The organism is Streptomyces avidinii (assembly GCF_014650695.1).
GTDB lineage: Bacteria > Actinomycetota > Actinomycetes > Streptomycetales > Streptomycetaceae > Streptomyces > Streptomyces avidinii.
The window spans coordinates 490,318-506,170 of record NZ_BMVL01000002.1 but is presented as its reverse complement, the minus strand read 5'-3'; the positions used below and the strand labels follow the sequence as shown (position 1 = coordinate 506,170).

15 protein-coding genes and 1 pseudogene are annotated in these 15,853 nt (G+C 70.5%); 9 read left to right on the top strand and 7 right to left on the bottom strand.

The features are described from left to right. Window positions 1-342 precede the first annotated feature (342 nt). On the bottom strand, window positions 343-2,133 hold the full coding sequence (locus IE257_RS06595; RefSeq protein ID WP_189965595.1) for a thiamine pyrophosphate-requiring protein: 1,791 nt from the start codon (window positions 2,131-2,133) through the stop codon (window positions 343-345). Window positions 2,134-2,333: 200 nt separating this feature from the next. Here IE257_RS06595 and IE257_RS06590 point away from each other — a divergent pair, with 200 nt between their 5' ends. The 3 genes and pseudogenes from IE257_RS06590 to IE257_RS37955 all read left to right on the top strand — a co-directional run. Continuing rightward, on the top strand, window positions 2,334-3,149 hold the full coding sequence (locus IE257_RS06590) for an SDR family NAD(P)-dependent oxidoreductase (RefSeq protein WP_189965593.1): 816 nt from the start codon (window positions 2,334-2,336) through the stop codon (window positions 3,147-3,149). Beyond that, complete coding sequence (locus IE257_RS06585; protein WP_189965591.1) at window positions 3,146-3,865, top strand: UdgX family uracil-DNA binding protein; 720 nt, start codon at window positions 3,146-3,148, stop codon at window positions 3,863-3,865. The genes IE257_RS06590 and IE257_RS06585 overlap by 4 nt, the downstream gene beginning before the upstream one ends. Window positions 3,866-4,492: 627 nt before the next feature. After that, window positions 4,493-4,765: pseudogene (locus IE257_RS37955) on the top strand (alpha/beta hydrolase family protein); the annotation flags it as partial. 31 nt (window positions 4,766-4,796) lie between these two features. Here the strand turns inward: IE257_RS37955 and IE257_RS06580 are convergent. The 3 genes from IE257_RS06580 to IE257_RS06570 form a co-directional block, all read right to left on the bottom strand. Further along, window positions 4,797-5,300, bottom strand: coding sequence for a hypothetical protein (locus IE257_RS06580; protein ID WP_189965589.1), 504 nt, complete (start codon window positions 5,298-5,300; stop codon window positions 4,797-4,799). Between the two features lie 474 nt (window positions 5,301-5,774). Then, the gene (locus tag IE257_RS06575; protein WP_189965587.1) at window positions 5,775-6,776 is read right to left on the bottom strand and encodes a PHP domain-containing protein; all 1,002 of its coding nucleotides are present in this window, start codon (window positions 6,774-6,776) and stop codon (window positions 5,775-5,777) included. Window positions 6,777-6,844: 68 nt separating this feature from the next. After that, the gene (locus IE257_RS06570; protein WP_189965585.1) at window positions 6,845-7,261 is read right to left on the bottom strand and encodes a CBS domain-containing protein; all 417 of its coding nucleotides are present in this window, start codon (window positions 7,259-7,261) and stop codon (window positions 6,845-6,847) included. A gap of 890 nt (window positions 7,262-8,151) precedes the next feature. On the opposite strand from IE257_RS06570, the gene IE257_RS06565 reads away from it, so the two are divergent. The 5 genes from IE257_RS06565 to IE257_RS06545 all read left to right on the top strand — a co-directional run bounded on the left by IE257_RS06565 (window position 8,152) and on the right by IE257_RS06545 (window position 13,399). Beyond that, window positions 8,152-10,551 carry a SpoIIE family protein phosphatase gene (locus tag IE257_RS06565; protein ID WP_189965583.1) on the top strand — a complete coding sequence of 800 codons (2,400 nt, stop codon included), beginning with the start codon at window positions 8,152-8,154 and terminating at the stop codon, window positions 10,549-10,551. A gap of 591 nt (window positions 10,552-11,142) precedes the next feature. Continuing rightward, on the top strand, window positions 11,143-11,298 hold the full coding sequence (locus tag IE257_RS06560) for a hypothetical protein (RefSeq protein WP_189965582.1): 156 nt from the start codon (window positions 11,143-11,145) through the stop codon (window positions 11,296-11,298). Window positions 11,299-11,353: 55 nt separating this feature from the next. Beyond that, on the top strand, window positions 11,354-11,584 hold the full coding sequence (locus tag IE257_RS06555; RefSeq protein WP_189965580.1) for a DUF5133 domain-containing protein: 231 nt from the start codon (window positions 11,354-11,356) through the stop codon (window positions 11,582-11,584). Between the two features lie 204 nt (window positions 11,585-11,788). Then, window positions 11,789-12,004: a hypothetical protein gene (locus IE257_RS06550; RefSeq protein ID WP_189965578.1), complete on the top strand. Its 216-nt coding sequence runs from the start codon at window positions 11,789-11,791 to the stop codon at window positions 12,002-12,004. A 114-nt stretch (window positions 12,005-12,118) separates the two neighbouring features. Continuing rightward, the gene (locus IE257_RS06545) at window positions 12,119-13,399 is read left to right on the top strand and encodes a preATP grasp domain-containing protein (protein WP_189965576.1); all 1,281 of its coding nucleotides are present in this window, start codon (window positions 12,119-12,121) and stop codon (window positions 13,397-13,399) included. 66 nt (window positions 13,400-13,465) lie between these two features. On the opposite strand, the gene IE257_RS06540 is transcribed toward IE257_RS06545, so the two are convergent. Together IE257_RS06540 and IE257_RS06535 are read right to left on the bottom strand one after the other, a co-directional pair. Then, window positions 13,466-13,834 carry a PRC-barrel domain-containing protein gene (locus IE257_RS06540; protein WP_189965574.1) on the bottom strand — a complete coding sequence of 123 codons (369 nt, stop codon included), beginning with the start codon at window positions 13,832-13,834 and terminating at the stop codon, window positions 13,466-13,468. Window positions 13,835-14,213: 379 nt separating this feature from the next. Next, complete coding sequence (locus tag IE257_RS06535) at window positions 14,214-14,375, bottom strand: hydrophobic protein (protein WP_189965572.1); 162 nt, start codon at window positions 14,373-14,375, stop codon at window positions 14,214-14,216. A gap of 225 nt (window positions 14,376-14,600) precedes the next feature. On the opposite strand from IE257_RS06535, the gene IE257_RS06530 reads away from it, so the two are divergent. Further along, a complete protein-coding gene (locus IE257_RS06530) occupies window positions 14,601-15,041 on the top strand; it encodes a hypothetical protein (protein ID WP_189965570.1) in 441 nt (146 codons plus the stop codon). Between the two features lie 97 nt (window positions 15,042-15,138). On the opposite strand, the gene IE257_RS06525 is transcribed toward IE257_RS06530, so the two are convergent. Further along, window positions 15,139-15,720 carry a DUF2231 domain-containing protein gene (locus tag IE257_RS06525; protein WP_189965568.1) on the bottom strand — a complete coding sequence of 194 codons (582 nt, stop codon included), beginning with the start codon at window positions 15,718-15,720 and terminating at the stop codon, window positions 15,139-15,141. Window positions 15,721-15,853: the final 133 nt, after the last annotated feature.

The following is a 15,853-nucleotide window of genomic DNA, read 5'->3' as shown; positions in this document are numbered from 1 at the left end:
GGGGTCGACGGCGAAGAGACCCTGCTTCGAACGGAGACGGCCGATGGCGCCTTCGGGGAGTGAAAGCCACCGCTCCGGCGGGTCTCCGATCAGCAGGTAGCGGCGGGCGTCCTGGGCCGGGTCCTCGAGCCACGTTTGCGAGGGCCCGCACCTCGGGTGCGGCGCCCTCGTCCAGAGGCGCGGCGTCACCCTTCACACCTTGAGCACGGCACGTGGCTCGCCCGTGCGCTGAGCTCGGTGCGCCTCGTGAGCGGCCCGCGGGCCCCGGAGAGGCAGCGGGGCCGCCGCGCGGGACCCTTGGGCCCAGACCGGCAGGTCGATGTCAAAGGCTGTGTCCACCGTTCAGTCCTTTCCCCCGCCGCCGGGGAGAAACTCCTGAACCTTCGCCTTGAACGCCTGGCGCACAACGGCGGCGCGATCGCTGTCCCCGCGGAGCACCGACTCGGCGGCGGCCTTGATCTGGTCCCAAGTGGCGTGGGGTGGAATCGGAGGTACGGCCGGATCCGTCCGGAAGTCGATGACGTACGGCCGGTCCGCGGCCAGCGCCCGGCGCCAGGCCGCCGAGACGTCGTCGGGGTTCTCCACCCGCTCGCCGCCGAGCCCGAACAGCGTCGCGACATCGGCATATCGCACGTCCGGGATGCTCTGTGAGGGTTCGAACTGCGGGGCTCCCTGGAGGGCGCGCATCTCCCAGGTCACCTGGTTGAGGTCCCCATTGTTCAGCACGGCGACGACCAGCCGGGGATCGGACCATTCGCCGTAGTACTTGGCCGCGGTGAGGAGTTCGGCCAGGCCGTTCATCTGCATGGCGCCGTCGCCGACGAGCGCGATGGCCGGGCGGTCGGGGTGAGCGAACTTCGCGCCGATCGCGTAGGGGACGCCGGGGCCCATCGTCGCGAGGGTGCCGGACAGGGAGCCGCGCATGCCATCCCGCATCCGCAGGTGCCGCGCGTACCAGTTCGCGGCGGACCCGGAGTCCGCGGTGATGACCGCGTCGTGCGGCAGCAGCTCGTCCAGCGCGTGGACCACGTACTCGGGATTGACCGGATGGGCCGGCACCTCGGCGCGCCGCTCCATGACCTTCCACCAGCGTGCCGTGCCCTGCTCGATCGCGTCGCGCCAGGCGCCGTCCGTACGGCCCTCCAGCAGTGGTGCGAGGCGGCGCAGCGTCTCGGCCGCGTCTCCGACGAGGTTGAGCTCGAACGGGTATCGCAGGCCCACGAGGGTGGGGTCGATGTCGATCTGCACCGCGCGGGCCTGGTCGAATTCCGGCAGGAACTGTGTGTAGGGGAAGCTGGAGCCGACCACGAGCAGGGTGTCGCAGTCGCGCATCATCTCGTACGAAGGGCGGGTACCGAGCAGCCCGATGGAGCCGGTCACGTACGGCAGCGTGTCGGGCAGCGCGTCCTTGCCGAGCAGGGCCTTCGCGACCCCCGCGCCGAGGAGCTCGGCGACCAGTTCGACCTCGGCGCGGGCGTGCCGGGCGCCCTGCCCGATGAGCATCGCCGGCTTCTCGCCGGAGTTCAGGATCTCCGCCGCCCGCTCGACGTCGTCGTCGGCCGGTACCGGGGCGTAGCGGGCGATGCCCAGACTGGACGGCACGTGCTTGAAGACGTGCGCGGGCGCTTCGTAATCCAGTTCCTGCACGTCAGCGGGGATGATCAGCGCCGTGGGGGCCCGGCGGGCGGCGGCGATGCGCAGGGCCCGGTCCAGAACGTTGGGCAGCTGTTCCGGAACGGTGACCATCTCGCAGAAGTCGGAGGCGACGTCTTTGAAGAGGGAAAGCAGGTCGACCTCCTGCTGGTACGCGCCGCCCATGGCGCTGCGGTCCGTCTGCCCGGCGATCGCCACGACGGGCACATGATCGAGCTTCGCGTCGTAGAGGCCGTTCAGCAGGTGGATCGCACCTGGGCCGGACGTGGCCGCGCAGATACCGGTACGGCCGGAGAACTTGGCATATCCGACGGCCTGGAAGGCGGCCATCTCCTCGTGCCTGGCCTGGACGAAACGTGGTCGGTCCTCGGCCCGGCCCCACGCGGCGAGGAGGCCGTTGATACCGTCCCCCGGGTAGGCGAAGACGTGTTCGACATCCCATTCCCGCAGGCGCTGCAACAAGTAGTCGGCGACCTTCATGGCGCTGCTCCTCACCGGTCCGATTCGGCCCCGCTTCAGTCGCCTGCCCGGCACGGCCCGACCCAATCACGCCCCCGCGGTTCCCGCACACCGTCGTGCTCCCGCGTCCTGGCAGGACCTCACCCGGATCCAGAAGCGAGAGGGGTGGCATGCGCGGCCTGCCGGCGGGTAGCCGCAGGATCATGGCTACGCGACGCCCTTTGGTCCTGGTCACCGGCGTTTCCAGCGGCAGTCTGGAGCTGGCACGCGAATGCGCGCACCACGGATACGATCTCGTGATCGCGGCCGAGGACGACCTCGTCCACGAGGCGGCGGCTCCCTGCGCGTACACGGAACCGCGGTGCACGCTGCGGGCGGGCGAGCGTCGCGTGAGTACCGCCCTCCTCAACGCGGGCATCGGCCACGCCGGCGCTTTCCGCGAGACGGATCCGGGAGACCTGGCTCGGGTGATCGACGTCAACGCCTCCTCCACGGTGCACCTGGCCAGGCGCCTGCTGGCGGACATGGCCGAGCGCGGGGATGACCGGCTGCTGATCTTCACCTCGTCGGTCGCCGCCGAGACGTCAGGGCCGTGCCACGCCGTCTACGACGCTTCCAAGGCCTTCCTGTACTCCTTCGCCCAGGCCGCCCTGCACCATGAGGTGCAGGGCACCGGTGTCACGGTCACCGCCCTGCCTCCGGTGCGACGGACACACGGTCTTCTCCGGGCCGGCTTGCTGGGCGCCCGTCCCGGCCGTTCGAAGAAGGACGACCCCGCGCTCGTAACCCGTCAGGGGTACCGCGCCCTCATGGCCGGCCGGTCCAGGACGAGTGGCCGGCTCCGTACACGCTCGGCTCAAGGAGCACTCCATCCGCGGGCTCCCGGTCGGTGCCAGAACCGCCCTGCACGCCCACTGGCGCGACCGCATGGCAGCGGCAGTCGCACAGCAGAAATCGTCGACGCCGAGGGGCGGGCGAAAGCCGCTTCCTCGAGGGGGAAGGGCGCCGGAGTCGACTCCGAAAGGTGGCAGCCATGAGGGTACGTACCGACCGCGGCGCTGACCGCGACACGTCGGCGGATACGACTGCGGACGCGGGAGCGGCATACGATGCCCGCCCCTACCTCCCACGCCGGGGCGGCCTGGCAAGCCTCAGGCGGGCAGCGGCCTCGTGTCGCGGCTGTCCGCTGTTCAAGGACGCCACACAGACGGTGTTCGGAGCCGGCCCCGCGCACGCCCGGCTGGTCCTTGTCGGGGAACAGCCGGGCGATCAGGAGGATCGCCAGGGCGAGCCCTTCGTCGGCCCGGCCGGCCGGCTGTTGCGCAAGGCCTTGGACGAGGCGGGGCTCGGCGACGAGCCCGTCTACTTCACCAATGCCGTCAAGCACTTCAAGTTCACGACCTCGGAACGCGGTAAGCGCCGCATTCACAAGGCCCCGAGCCTCCGGGAGATGACGGCCTGTCGGCCGTGGCTGGAGGAGGAGCTGCGGCTCGTCGAGCCCGAGGTGGTCGTGGTGCTCGGCGGAACGGCCGGCAAGGCGCTCCTGGGCAATGCGTTCAGGGTGAGCGAACAGAGGGGAGTGCTGCGGTCCCTGCCTGACCGGGAGAGTGCCGACGCGGGCCCCTCCCGGGCAGGCCGGCCGCAGTTTCTGGCCACGTTGCATCCATCGGCCGTGCTGCGCGCGCCTGACCGGGAGGCGGCCTATCAGGGTCTGCTCGCCGATCTGCGGGCGGTCACGGAGGCGCTGGGGTGAGCCCGCCCGCGCACCGTTGCCCCGGCGGTGCCTCCTGCCCAGGGTCCGAGCAGGGACGGCTCGGTGATAGGGGCGGCCCTTCGGGGTAGCCGAGAGTCACCTGAGCGGGTCGGCGAAGCCATGGAGGGTACCACTGCCAGGAAACTCTATGAGAGCTGGGAAACCACGGCCGGCACGACCGGGCCATGGCCGCCGATACGGCCCACCAGGCAAGCCTGATCAAGGGCGGCGCGTACCCACGGAGCCGATACACGATCTCCTGGCCGCCGGATGGACGGCCGGACCGCAGCTTGAGACAGCAGAACAGGAGAACACGGTGAGCGAGCACAAGCCCCCCGGACCACCCCGTCGCAGGCCCCAGGTGAAAGCGGTGACCCTGAAGCCCGGAAACAAGCTGAGGAAGCCGTGGTGCCGACCGGCCGGCACGGCGAAGTCGGCGACGCGCTGACCCCCAGCGCCGACGCGCAGCGCCGAACGCAGAAGGACGAGACGGCGGCCCGCAAGCAGAAGCACGGCCGCGCTGACGCGGTCGGCCATCGCCCGGCCGGCGAGGCAGATCGTCACGCCCGAGCACACAAGCCCGCATCCGCCACGCTCCTCGCCCGCGCTGGACGTCTTCGCCCCGGGTCCGCCGCGGCCAGGTACGGACCCCCGAACGCGATCGCGACCTGCTGCGAGCCCTGTCCCCTATGAGCCGCAGCGACCAGCTGCGCGCTCCCGTCCCGGCCGTCCACGGGGAACGCGACACCAACGTTCCGCCGAGAGCTTGGAATGGCGGCCGAGCAGCTGACCCTGCGTGACGAGGGCCACGAATTCCTGCGGGCGGATGCTCTCGGGCTCTACCGGCGGTCCGCCGCCGACGGGCTGGAGCGCCATCTCGGCGCGGTTCGGGCGACATAGCCCCCGGGCGCCCCGTGACACCGACGTCTGTCTACCCCAGGGCGGCGTTCTCGTTGGCCAGCAGGTCCAGGAGCGGCGCCCGGTGCAGGGCGGCGACCGGTTCGAGCAGGTCGGGGTGGCGCAGCAGCGGCGCGGCGTCGTGTTCGTGGTCGCCGGGGTGGGTGAGTCGGGTGACCTCACCCACCTGGCCACGATCGACCAAGTGGTGGGCGTCGACGGCGAGGGCGGGCGCCGCGAGGAGGCAGGCGGCCCAGCTGACGACGGTTTCGTCCACCCACGTCCGCCAGTCGGCGTCGGCATCGCCGCCGTGGTCGGCGCCGGTCAGCCAGTCCAGCCCGGCGCTCCCGCCAGGGCCGAGGAGATGCAGCAGCTGGGCGTCGAGGGGCGTCGGGTGGCGCAGCGCCGCGGCGAGGCTGACGGCCTGCCGGGCCTGTGCCTCGGCCAGGGCCTGGCTGAACGCGCCCGGGGCGGGTGGGAAGGCGGTCAGCAGCCAGCGGGTGCCGGCGGATATGACGGGTGCGAGATCGGGGGACACGGCGGCTTCCTCGGGGAACGTGCTCGCCCGGGCCCGTGGCGGGTCCGCGAGCTGCGGCGCGAAGCTGCGCCGCTCCGCTCGTGGGCGACCAGCGTAGCCCGAAGCCGTAGGCGTGCGGCATGACGCACGTCACCGTCCGTCCGAGGGCGGCGAGCCCGGACGGGCCGAGGGCCCGCCGCCCAGGGGTCAGGACGTGCCTTGGCGCTTAGATCGCGCAGTTCCTGCCCCATGCCGGTCATGGGCTGGATGTGGCTGAACATATCCTCCACCTCCCGGTGGTCGGCCATCAGCTCGTCGATGACATTCCCGCCGTGTCCCATGTCGCCTCCATAGGTGTTCGGGCCGGGCCTGTCGGGCACGATCCGATCGCTTCCCCGCCGGAGGTGCGGGCGCCGGCCGCCCGGGGCGTCTCACCCGTCTGGCGGAGGCGGCAGCCTTGCGCCGGGCCGTCGAGCGGGGCGGACGGTGAGTGGTTCACTGTCTGCCGCTCATCGTCGTCAGCAGCCGACCGAGCGACCAGGTCGTGATCAGCCGGTCCGGGCCCAGGCCGATCCGTGCCGCCCGTGCGTAACCCGTGCTCTGCCAGTGCAGCTGTTCGGGGGCGTGGGCGTCGGTGTCCACGGCGAAGCGGCATCCTTCGGCGGCGGCCTGCACGAGCAGGTCGTCCGGCGGGTCGCGCCGTTCGGGCCGGCAGTTGATCTCCACCGCGGTCCCGGCCTCGGCGCACGCCGCGAACACGGCCTCGGCGTCGAAGCGGGACTGGGGGCGCCCCCGACCGGTGATGATCCGTCCCGTGCAGTGCCCCAGCACGTCGACATGCGGGTTGCGCACCGCAGCCAGCAGGCGGGCGGTCATCGGCTCGGGCTCCGAGCGGAGCTTCGAGTGCACCGATGCCACGACGAGGTCGAGCCGGCCGAGCAAGTCTTCGTCCTGGTCGAGCGAGCCGTCGTCGAGGATGTCGCACTCGATGCCGGTCAGCAGCCGAAAGCCGGATCCCATCCTCGCATTCACGGCGGCCACGGCCTCCAGTTGGCTTTCGAGCCGCTCGGTGCTCAGTCCGTGGGCGATCGTCAGCCGCGGCGAGTGGTCGGTGAGAACGGCCCACTGGTGGCCCATTGCGCGGGCCGCGTCGGCCATGTCCTCGAGCGGGCTGCCGCCGTCCGACCAGTCGGAGTGCAGGTGGCAGTCTCCCGTGCTCGCAGTCGCGAGGTCCCAGCCGGCCCTGGCGTCCGGGTCGGCTTCGGCCATGAGGCGAGCGAGGTAGCCAGGTACCGATCCGCCCGATGCCTGGGCGATCACCTCCGCGGTGACCGGGCCCACCCCGCGCAGTCGTTCGGCCTGGGCGGCGTCCACCGGGCCCGGTGGCAGCTCGCGGGCGGCGTCGGCCGCGGTGTGGAAGGCCCGCACGCGGTACGGGGACGCCCCGCGCCATTCGAGGAGGAAGGCGATCCGACGCAGAGCTTCGTTCGGATCCATGCCTCCAGTGTCGGCCTGCTGTAGGCCCCACGCCGCACAGGCATCCCGGGCGGGCGCGGGGCAGCCGGTCAGTGCTGCGAAATGGTTCCGAGCAGGTCGCCGACCTTCGTGTCGGGCAGGGCGCGGGCGACGTCTGCCAGTGCGACGATGCCGACCAGGGTGTGTCCGTCGATGACGGGGAGGCGGCGGACCTGGTGGTCGCCCATGGTGCGCAGGATTTCCTCCGCGCTGTCGTCGGCGCCGATGGTGACGGCTTCGCCTTGGGCGAGTTCGCCCGCGGTCACCCGTTCGGGGTCCTTGCCGGCCGCGAGGACGTTCACGACGATGTCGCGGTCGGTGAGCATCCCCTTGAGCTTCTCGTCCGTGCCGCAGATCGGCAGGGAGCCGACCTTCAGCTCGGCCATCTTCTTCGCGGCGTCCAGCACCGTCTCCTGGGCGCCGATGCATGTCGCGTCCGCCGTCATGATGTCGCGTGCCTTCGTCATCCGCCGTACTCCTTCGTCCTCGTTTGCAGCATGTGGACCGGCCCCTTCACTCGAGTCGGCCGATCGAATCCACGAGTGCGCCTGCCCTTGCCCGGCGACGGCATTCACCGATGTTCGCTGCTCTTCCCGGTATCCCCGCCCCTACCGGCGATCCCACCGTCTCCGCTCGCCGCCGCCCCCACCCCTGCGGCCCGTCGGCAGTTTCCCAGTGGGATGGGGAGTCGAAGGGCCGCCGACCCTACGGCTACCGTCGGGAGCCGGCCGTAGATCAGGTGGAGTGCGCGGTGGTAGATATCCCGAGGGCCGCCAGGGCAGCCGCGTGTACGCCAGCGGCCCCTTGCTCCATCGCCGAGACAGAGGCCGGAAGGACTGGCTCCCGAGCCGGTGCTCGACCCGCCCTGCGGGGTCTCCCGCGGGGCCAACCGTTGACGCGGGCACTTCCGGCGTATGCGGGGGGCAGCATCGGGCTGGTTTCAGGTCAGGGCTTGCGCCAGCGTTCGTGTTCCAGGTGTGAACCGGCCATGGGTCCCATGCGGATGCATCATTTCCGAGACGGGGCGGGCTGGTGCAGCCCGGACGGCGCGCAGGGGGCGGCGGAAGAACTGATCGCCGGCCGTCGCTTCGGCAGCGCCCCCGGGGGCGGGGCGTCCCTCATCCCCGGACCGCGCTCGGGACCCACTGAGCCGGAAACAGAGGGATGCGGTGTGCGGTCGGAAGGGGCCGGGTCACGGTTCCGCAGGGCCCGTCATACCCGCCGCCGCCTCAATCCCCGCCACCGGCCCTCGCCCTCCTCTGGGCATCGTCCCGCATACCTCCGAGGGGCCGGCCCGTGGTCGAACTGCTGTCGCGATTTCGGTGCTCACCCAGCTCATACGTGCCATGCTCGATTCATGACGAAGGACGCCGACCGGGCGGGCGATGCCGCGTCGGAGGTACCGGCCCTGACCGGGACCGTGGACGAGCGGCGGTCCGAGGCCGGAGAGATCGCGGCCCGGGCGTCCGAGACAGCCCTGCTGGAGCGGGCCAAAGGTGTCGTGATGGCCCAAGAGCACGTCTCGGCGGCGCAGGCGTACGATCGCTTGCTCCTCCGGGCCCGAGTGCGCGGGCGATCCCTGAGGGAGGAATGCTGGTCAACGCTGGGCCGCACCGGATCAGACGAGCGGCCCAGGACGGCCGATACCGGTCCCGAGGCGACGGCGCAACAGGAGCCGCTACCTTTCCGCGCCGCTCGCTACGTCTCCCGCGACAGGACGCTCCTGCGCAACCTGGCCGCGGGGCTCAAGGCGGTACGGACCGCGGACGAGGCGGCTCAAGTCCTACGGGCCGTCTTCGCAGGCCCCATGGGCACCGACGCGGTGATGATCTATGCGAGGGCGCCGGAGGACGGCCTCGACCTGTTGGGCTCAGCAGGCGTCGACGACCGGATCGTCACGCAGTGGAGTCATACCCCGCCGCTTCCTGGGCTCGCGCCCCTCGAAGCCCTCGACGCCGGCACGGCGCTCTGGCTGGAGCACCCCGCACGGGACGCGCAGCGTCACCTCCTCATCGGCGGCGAACCGGAAAGATGGCCCTCGCGGGCCTGGCTGCCGGTACTGCGGACCGGGAACGGTTCTGCGCCCGTGGCCATCGGCCTCTTCCGCACCGTCCACGGAGAGTTCGATGCCGTCATGCGCGACACCCTGCTGCGGGCCGTACCGCCCGTCGCCGCAGCATTGGATGACCTGGCCGAGGGCCGTGCGGAGAGCACCGCGCCCGAGGACATCGCTTCCGTGCAGACGATGCTGGATGCCCTTTCCGGCCCCGCGGTGCTCCTCTCAGCCGTCCGTTCGGCGGGCGGCGACGTGGAGGACTTCCGTGTCGAGGCCGCGGCTCCCGGCTCGGTGGACGTCGCGGGGCGGCAGGGCAAGGAACTCGTGGGCAGGACGGTGCTGGAAACGTATCCAACCGTCGCGGGAACGCCCCTGTGGGAGGGCTACCTGGAGACACTGGCCACCGGGGCGGTGTACGACGGGGAACCCTTCACCTACCGCGAGACCGCCGGCGGAATACCCCACGAGTCCCTGTACTCGGTGCGTGCGGCCCGGCTGGAGGGCCGCCTCCTCGTCTCCTGGATGCGACACGACACCAGCGACCGGGAGACCCGCCGCCTCGACGACATGCAACGCCTCGGGAACCTCGGATGGGCGGACTGGGACCTGGTCAAGGACACGATCACGTGGTCCGAGCAGGTTTACGAGATCTTCCAGCGGGATCCGGAGCTCGGGCCCATGGGGCTCGACGAACTGCCCCGTCATCTGGTTCCGGAGGACATCACGCTCCTGGGCGGCACCGTCGAGCGCCTCCTGGTAGAGGGAAAGGCAGTGGATCAGGGATTCCGCATCACCACCGCCATCGGGGTGCGGCACCTGCGCATTGTCGCCGAAGCACGGCTGGACGTCGACGGCACACCCGTCGAAGTCCACGGATTCTTCCAGGACATGACCAACCTGCGCGAGGCAGAGCGTGCGCTGCGTGACAGTGAGCAGGCCGTACTCACGCACAAGAACAAGCTCCAAGCCGAGCGGAACCTCGCGGTACGCCTCCAGGAAACCCTGTTGCCGAGCCCCGAGCAGTCACTGCGCCTTCCCGGACTCGCTGTAGTAGTGGCGTACTTGCCGGCCGACAGCGGCGTCAACGTGGGCGGCGACTGGTACAGCGCGATCGAACTGCCCGACCATGACGCCCTGCTCGTCGTAGGCGACGTCGCGGGCCACGGGCTGGAAGCCGTCGCCACGATGGCGCAGCTACGCTTCACGGCCAAAGGCATGGCCATAACCGGCTCCTCCCTCCCCAACGTGCTGCACAAACTCAACACCCTCCTCCTGCACACCCGCAGAGGCTCCCGCGACGACACGGCCACCGCCACGATGGTCATGGCGCGCTATCAACTTGACCGACGGCAACTGACCTGGGCGCGCGCCGGGCACCTGCCGCCCCTGCTCATCCGTCGTGGAGCAGCAACGTTCCTGGAGCAGCCTCCTGGCACGCTGCTCGGAGCCACGGCCGGGCTGGTGTACGAAGAGGCCGCCATCACGCTCCAGCCGGATGACCAACTGCTGTTCTACACCGACGGGCTCGTAGAGAAGCCCGGAGAGGACGTCGACACCGGTCTCACCCGGCTGGCGGAGCACGCCGTGCGGCTGAGCCGCTCCTGTCAGCCCCACCTCTTGGCGCAGGCATTGGCCCGCGAGCGCGGGGAGCGCCGCGACGACATCTGCGTCATGAGCGTCCACATCACGGGCGACAGCTAGGTGTGCGTACGGGCGCTCACCGGCGCACTCGTCCATGTGGCGGCGGAACCCCGCGTCCCGCCGCACCTGCCTACGGTCGACGACCTTGCGGGGGTCCTGGCAGCAGCGTTCCGCCTGTGCGAAGTCGAACCCGTCTCGCCCCAGGAACAGGACCGGTACGACGGCCCTGACCTTGAGGAGGCGCGGGCCCACCGCTTGCGAGGCCCACGCCCCTCACCGCGTAAGCCGCGGGTACGGCTACGGACTGTGTCAATGCCGCGATCATCGGAGCGCTGTCATCACACGCGAGGCTGCTGCTCGAAGAACGGGACCAAGCACGTCGACGCGCCCGGGAACCGCAGTCGGCCGATGGTCACGGTATTGGGACGCGCCGGCGTCGCCCACTCAGGACGCGGCGGGCGACCGCGGCACACTGACCAGGCGCTGCCACAGCAACCGAGGCGGAACAGGCGGTGAGGCCGCCCGTGCCGTCAAGGCCCGGTGGGCCGGTTCGGACGAAACTTCCTGGCGTGGCAGTGCGCACGGGTCTCGAAGAAGCGGTTCTCCTGGTACACCGTTTCCACCCCGCCCCATCGGGCCCGAGGAGGCGGCATGACCAGCGCGAACCCCGAGCCGCTGAGCCAGGCAGAGGGGCCGTCGCGGCTGCCGACCGATGCGGATTCCGACCTGGCCGATGTCGTGAACCGCGCCTCCGGCGTATCCCTGGAACGCGTCGCCCGGGCAGCCGAGGCCATGGTTCAACGGTGATCGGGAGGGTAGGCGACGGCCACGATCCGGATCCGATGGCGAAAGGCAATCACCGATGTTGATGGCTCACCCGGCCGTACTCCCCGGCCTCGTCGACCGCTACTGGGCGCTCTCCGTACTCGACGCCGCGGAAGGCGAGTCGCCCGTGCGCGGGGAGATCGAGGACGTCGAGCGAGCGCTCTGCGTGTCCACCGGTACGACGGATGTGCACGCGGCCCTCATTGCCGCCCGCCACCACCTGCCTGGCACGGGTACCCTCGACGACTCCGTGCTCGTCTCCGGCTGATCGATTCAGCGTAGGCGCTGCCTGCCCTCAAGCAGGCAGAGGCGTGACCGGATGTGTGTGCCCCGCGGGCACGCTCCAGCCCGAGGGCGGTCGGTATGCTGGGACCGACCACAGGCGGTGCCCGTGGCGGCAGCTGCCCCGCGAAGCTCACCCGTTCGGACGCGAAGGGGTGCCGATGCGCTGGGTGCGGCAGAGGCTGGGCCCATGGCTGCCAAGCTGATCATCCACCCGCCCGACGAGCTGGGCTGGCGCCGTGTCCGCTATGACGGCGTCGCCATCGGAGTGGCACACCGCCCAGCCGATGTCCGAGCCTTCCTCGCCGCTGCCGGGATGGACAACGCCGAGGACGTCGACCTCACCGACCCCGACTTCGTGGAGTGGCGTGGGGCCGGCCCCGAGGCGTGGGCACTGTTTCCCTGACCTGCCTCCCCGTTCAGGTGGCGACTTCTCTTGGGGCGCCGCACCCGGCAGGGGCTGAGCGGGTGACCCCACGCTGACTGTGGACGGCCGTGCGGCGACCAGAGGAGCAGAGCGGTGACTGAGACGGGCCCGATCGTCGTGTTCGCGAACTTCCTCTCCGACTTGGCGGTGGATCTCGACGAGGGTCAGATCCTGACGACGTGGGCCCAGCAGGCGCCGCGGAAGGCGTGGCTGCTCCGGCCGGGGGACGTGTTCGTCACTCCCGTGCCGCTGAGCCGGGAGTTCTTGCGGTACGTGTACGACCTGACGGGGGTGCCCCCGGAATCGGTGGCCGTCGTCGAGGTACCACCCGCCGGCGCCGTCCCGCTGGCGCGGGCGGTGCGCGAGGCGGGCCTCGTCGAGCACGTCCGGGCTCTCGCGGGGGACCGGGGTGCGGCGCTGCTGCCGACGGCGCTCGACGCGTCGGCGATCGCGTTCGCCCGGCACATCGGCATCGCGGTGCACCCGTACCCGACGGTCGAGGCCGCCGAGGTGGCGCTGCAGATGACCATGCTGCTCAACACGAAGACCGGCTTCCGCGAGACGGCCGGGCAACTGGGCCTGCGGTTGCCCGCGGGGCGGATGTGCCGTCGCCCGGAGACCGAAGGCGTGGCCCGCGAACTCCTGCGGGACCACGAGCGTGTCGTGGTGAAGCCCGACCGTTCGGCTGGAGGGCACGGAATGCGCTTCGTGTCCCGCGACGACCTGAGGGGCGAGGCGAGCCTGCTGCTCGATACGGTCGGCGGGCCGGAGGGCCTGTGGGTGGTGGAGGAGTGCCTCGACGTGGCCGAGTCGGTCAGTATCCAGATGGAGGTGGCCGCCTCCGGGGCACACGCGCTCTTCAGCGGTGCGATGCGCACGGTTCAGGGATCCTTCACGGGATACGCCTCTCCACTGCCGCCGTCCTGCGCGCACGTGGCCGGCGAAATGGAGGAGTGGGGGACGGCCCTGGGCCGTCACCTCGCCGTCCACGGCTACGGCGGGCCCTTCGGGCTCGACGGACTGGTAGACGCGGACGGCATCGTGTACGCGAGTGAGAGCAACATCCGTCGTACGGCCACCACCACACCGCACGCCATGGTCACCCGCTTGACGGCGGGGGCGGCCGAGCCGCACCCGGCATGGTCGGTGTCGAAGGGCTGGACGCGCGGTCCCATGGACTTCGAAGGGGCCCTCTCCCGGCTGCGCGCATCCGGCCTCGCCTTCGACCAGGACCGTGGCGAGGGCGTGGTCCTCTACGCGGACGCGCCCCCTGACGGCCGTTCCTGGCGGTATGCGGTGATCGCCGAGAGCGCCCATGACGTGGAGGAACAGGAAGTCGCACTGGCGGAGGTCCTGGAATTCGAGGACGGATGACCCGCACGACGCCGGTCCCGGCACCCTCCTGGGCGCCGGGACCGGCGTCGTCGTGCGGCAAGGCGATCAGGCGGGTCGGCCGCCGAAGGGGGCGCCGGTGCCGTAGTAGGTGCCCAGTTCCCTGCGGTACCCGGCGTCGTCGAGGTGCTTGTCCCGGTGGAACTCGGGGGCGTTCTTGATCTCTTCCTTGGTGCGGTCGACGAAGACCTTCTGTTCCTCCGTGTCGATCCTGACGACCGTGCTGGCCGGCAGGAGGACCTCCTTGCCGAAGATCCATACGCCGGTGTCCACGACCAGGTAGGCGTCACCGACCTCGTCGGAGTGCTTGTCGACCCTGCCGATGCTGCCGTCGGTCGCCTCGACCTTGTAGCCGGTCAGATCGGTACCGGCCAGGTGGCCCGCGGTCGTCTGGTAGCTCCACACATGCTCAGTCACGCGAAAACAACTCCTCCGGTCAACGGGAGACGGCGGAACAGCGAACTCTCCACCGATCCTCCCTGTTCCGTACGTCGTGTTCGGCGGTTGTGCTGCATTCCGCCTGGACTTCGCCTTCCCCGCGGTTACGGCCTCACGCACCCGGATCGAAATACGGGACCGGGGCGGCCGTCGATCATTGGAGGTGAGCGGTTCCCTGCTGCGTCACGGCGACCGTCCCGGCGACCGTCACGGCTGCCCTCCGGATGCCCGCGATATGTGCGTCCATCCGATCGGGTTCGCGAAGGGAGCTGAAACTGACATGGCGGTGGCCGGTCACCCAAAGGAAGGGGTGACCGGCCACCGCCATGCAGTGTCAGAACCGCGCTGCGTCCTACGGCTACCAGCGATACCAGCGGCCACTACCGCCCTTGGGCCGGGCGACGAAACCGATCAGCCACAGGATCAGGACTGCGATAGCCACCCACCAAAGAATCTTCACCGCGAAACCCGCGCCGAAGAGGAGAAGGATCAGCAGAAGAACGAGAAGCAGGGGAACCATGGTTATCAACCTCCGAAGCACCGTGTGCCCGACCGCACCCAGGGCATGCATTCGATTCTTATCTGTTTCTTACTCTGATGGCCGGGCAGGGGATCCTGCTTGCATTCTGCGACGGTGCGACAGTGCGACGGAGCCGTGTCAGGGCCGATGCATCTGGGGAGATCTTCTACGCCGCTTGGCCCCATCCCCCCAGTGCTGAAGCGTCCTACGGGCAGAACATCCTCCATGGACAGCAATCACGAGATGGATCGGGCACACCAGGTTCCGGACGGCGTCGACGAGAAGACGGTGCGCGCTCTGGGTGCGCTTTCGAAAGCGTTGGAAACCACGGAGCGGGCCCGCGGTCACCTCTACGGGTTCCACCAGCTGACCGGGACCGCCGACTTCGAGCTCGGCGACGCTGCCCGGCTCTTGCGCGAGGCGGGGCACGAGGAGCAGGCCGATCGGGTGGAGCGCGAAATCGTGGGCCGCAATGTCATCCCGGGCCACTGGACGTTCCAGATCGTCGAGGCCTACAACTCCACCTACTACCAGCCCTTCGCCACAGTGGAACGGGACGTCGTCGACGAGGTGGCCGGTGGGCGGGGTCACCTCCTGGAGGCCCGCCTCAAAACGATTCGCCGCACTCACCACCATCCTGACCACACCGCAACGCCCCCCTCCTGAAAGAAGGCCCGCCTCGGCGGGCGCCGATGAGTCCCCGTAACTCGGCTGATACCCGGGGGCTCATCAGGCGGGACGGAGCGGTACCACAGAAGCTCCCTCATGCAGAGGCGTGCGCTCCGACTGCCTGTCGGTAGGCCACGTGGCCGCCCAGCGCGCCGCTGACGGCTACGGCAGCCATCCCGCTCAGAGCCCACAGTCGGCCCCGCGCCGAGCGGCCGCGGAGCCGCGCAGCCAGTGACGCGGTGTAGCAGGCCACTGCAGCGATGTTGGAGGCCGCGTGGACCAGGCCCACCCGGGCCTGCTCGGGCGGCAGATCCGCCCAGTCCGCCCAGCCGGCGACCGCGGCTGGTGCGACACCGGCCAGTCCGACGGCGGTCAGGGTGGTCGACGCGTGCTGCGTCCCGGGCACGCAGTCCAGTACCGAGGCCGACAGCCAGCATCCGATGGGTACCTGCACGAGCACGGGGTGCACGGGGTGGCCCAGCGGTCTGCCGCGCAGCAGATCGCGCATGGCGCCCAGGGGGAGTGAGCGGATTCCCCGCTGCAGCGCCCTGATGGCCGGATCGGCCACCGTTGTCCGTTCGAGCCGGTCCAGGGTCTTCAGCCAGCATGCCGAGGCAGTGTCAAGAGCCGCGGTCGGCCCGGCCGTGGGTGAGCTGTCGAGGGTGCGTGAGTTCATACACGACGCCTACCCGCTGTCCTGCCGTCGTCCCGTCCTGGCCTCGACTGCACCCGAACGACAGGCCCGCCAAATGGGGGAGCCGCGGTCTCCATCACCGTCCGGATCCGGCTGGTTTTCTCACCTGCTCCCG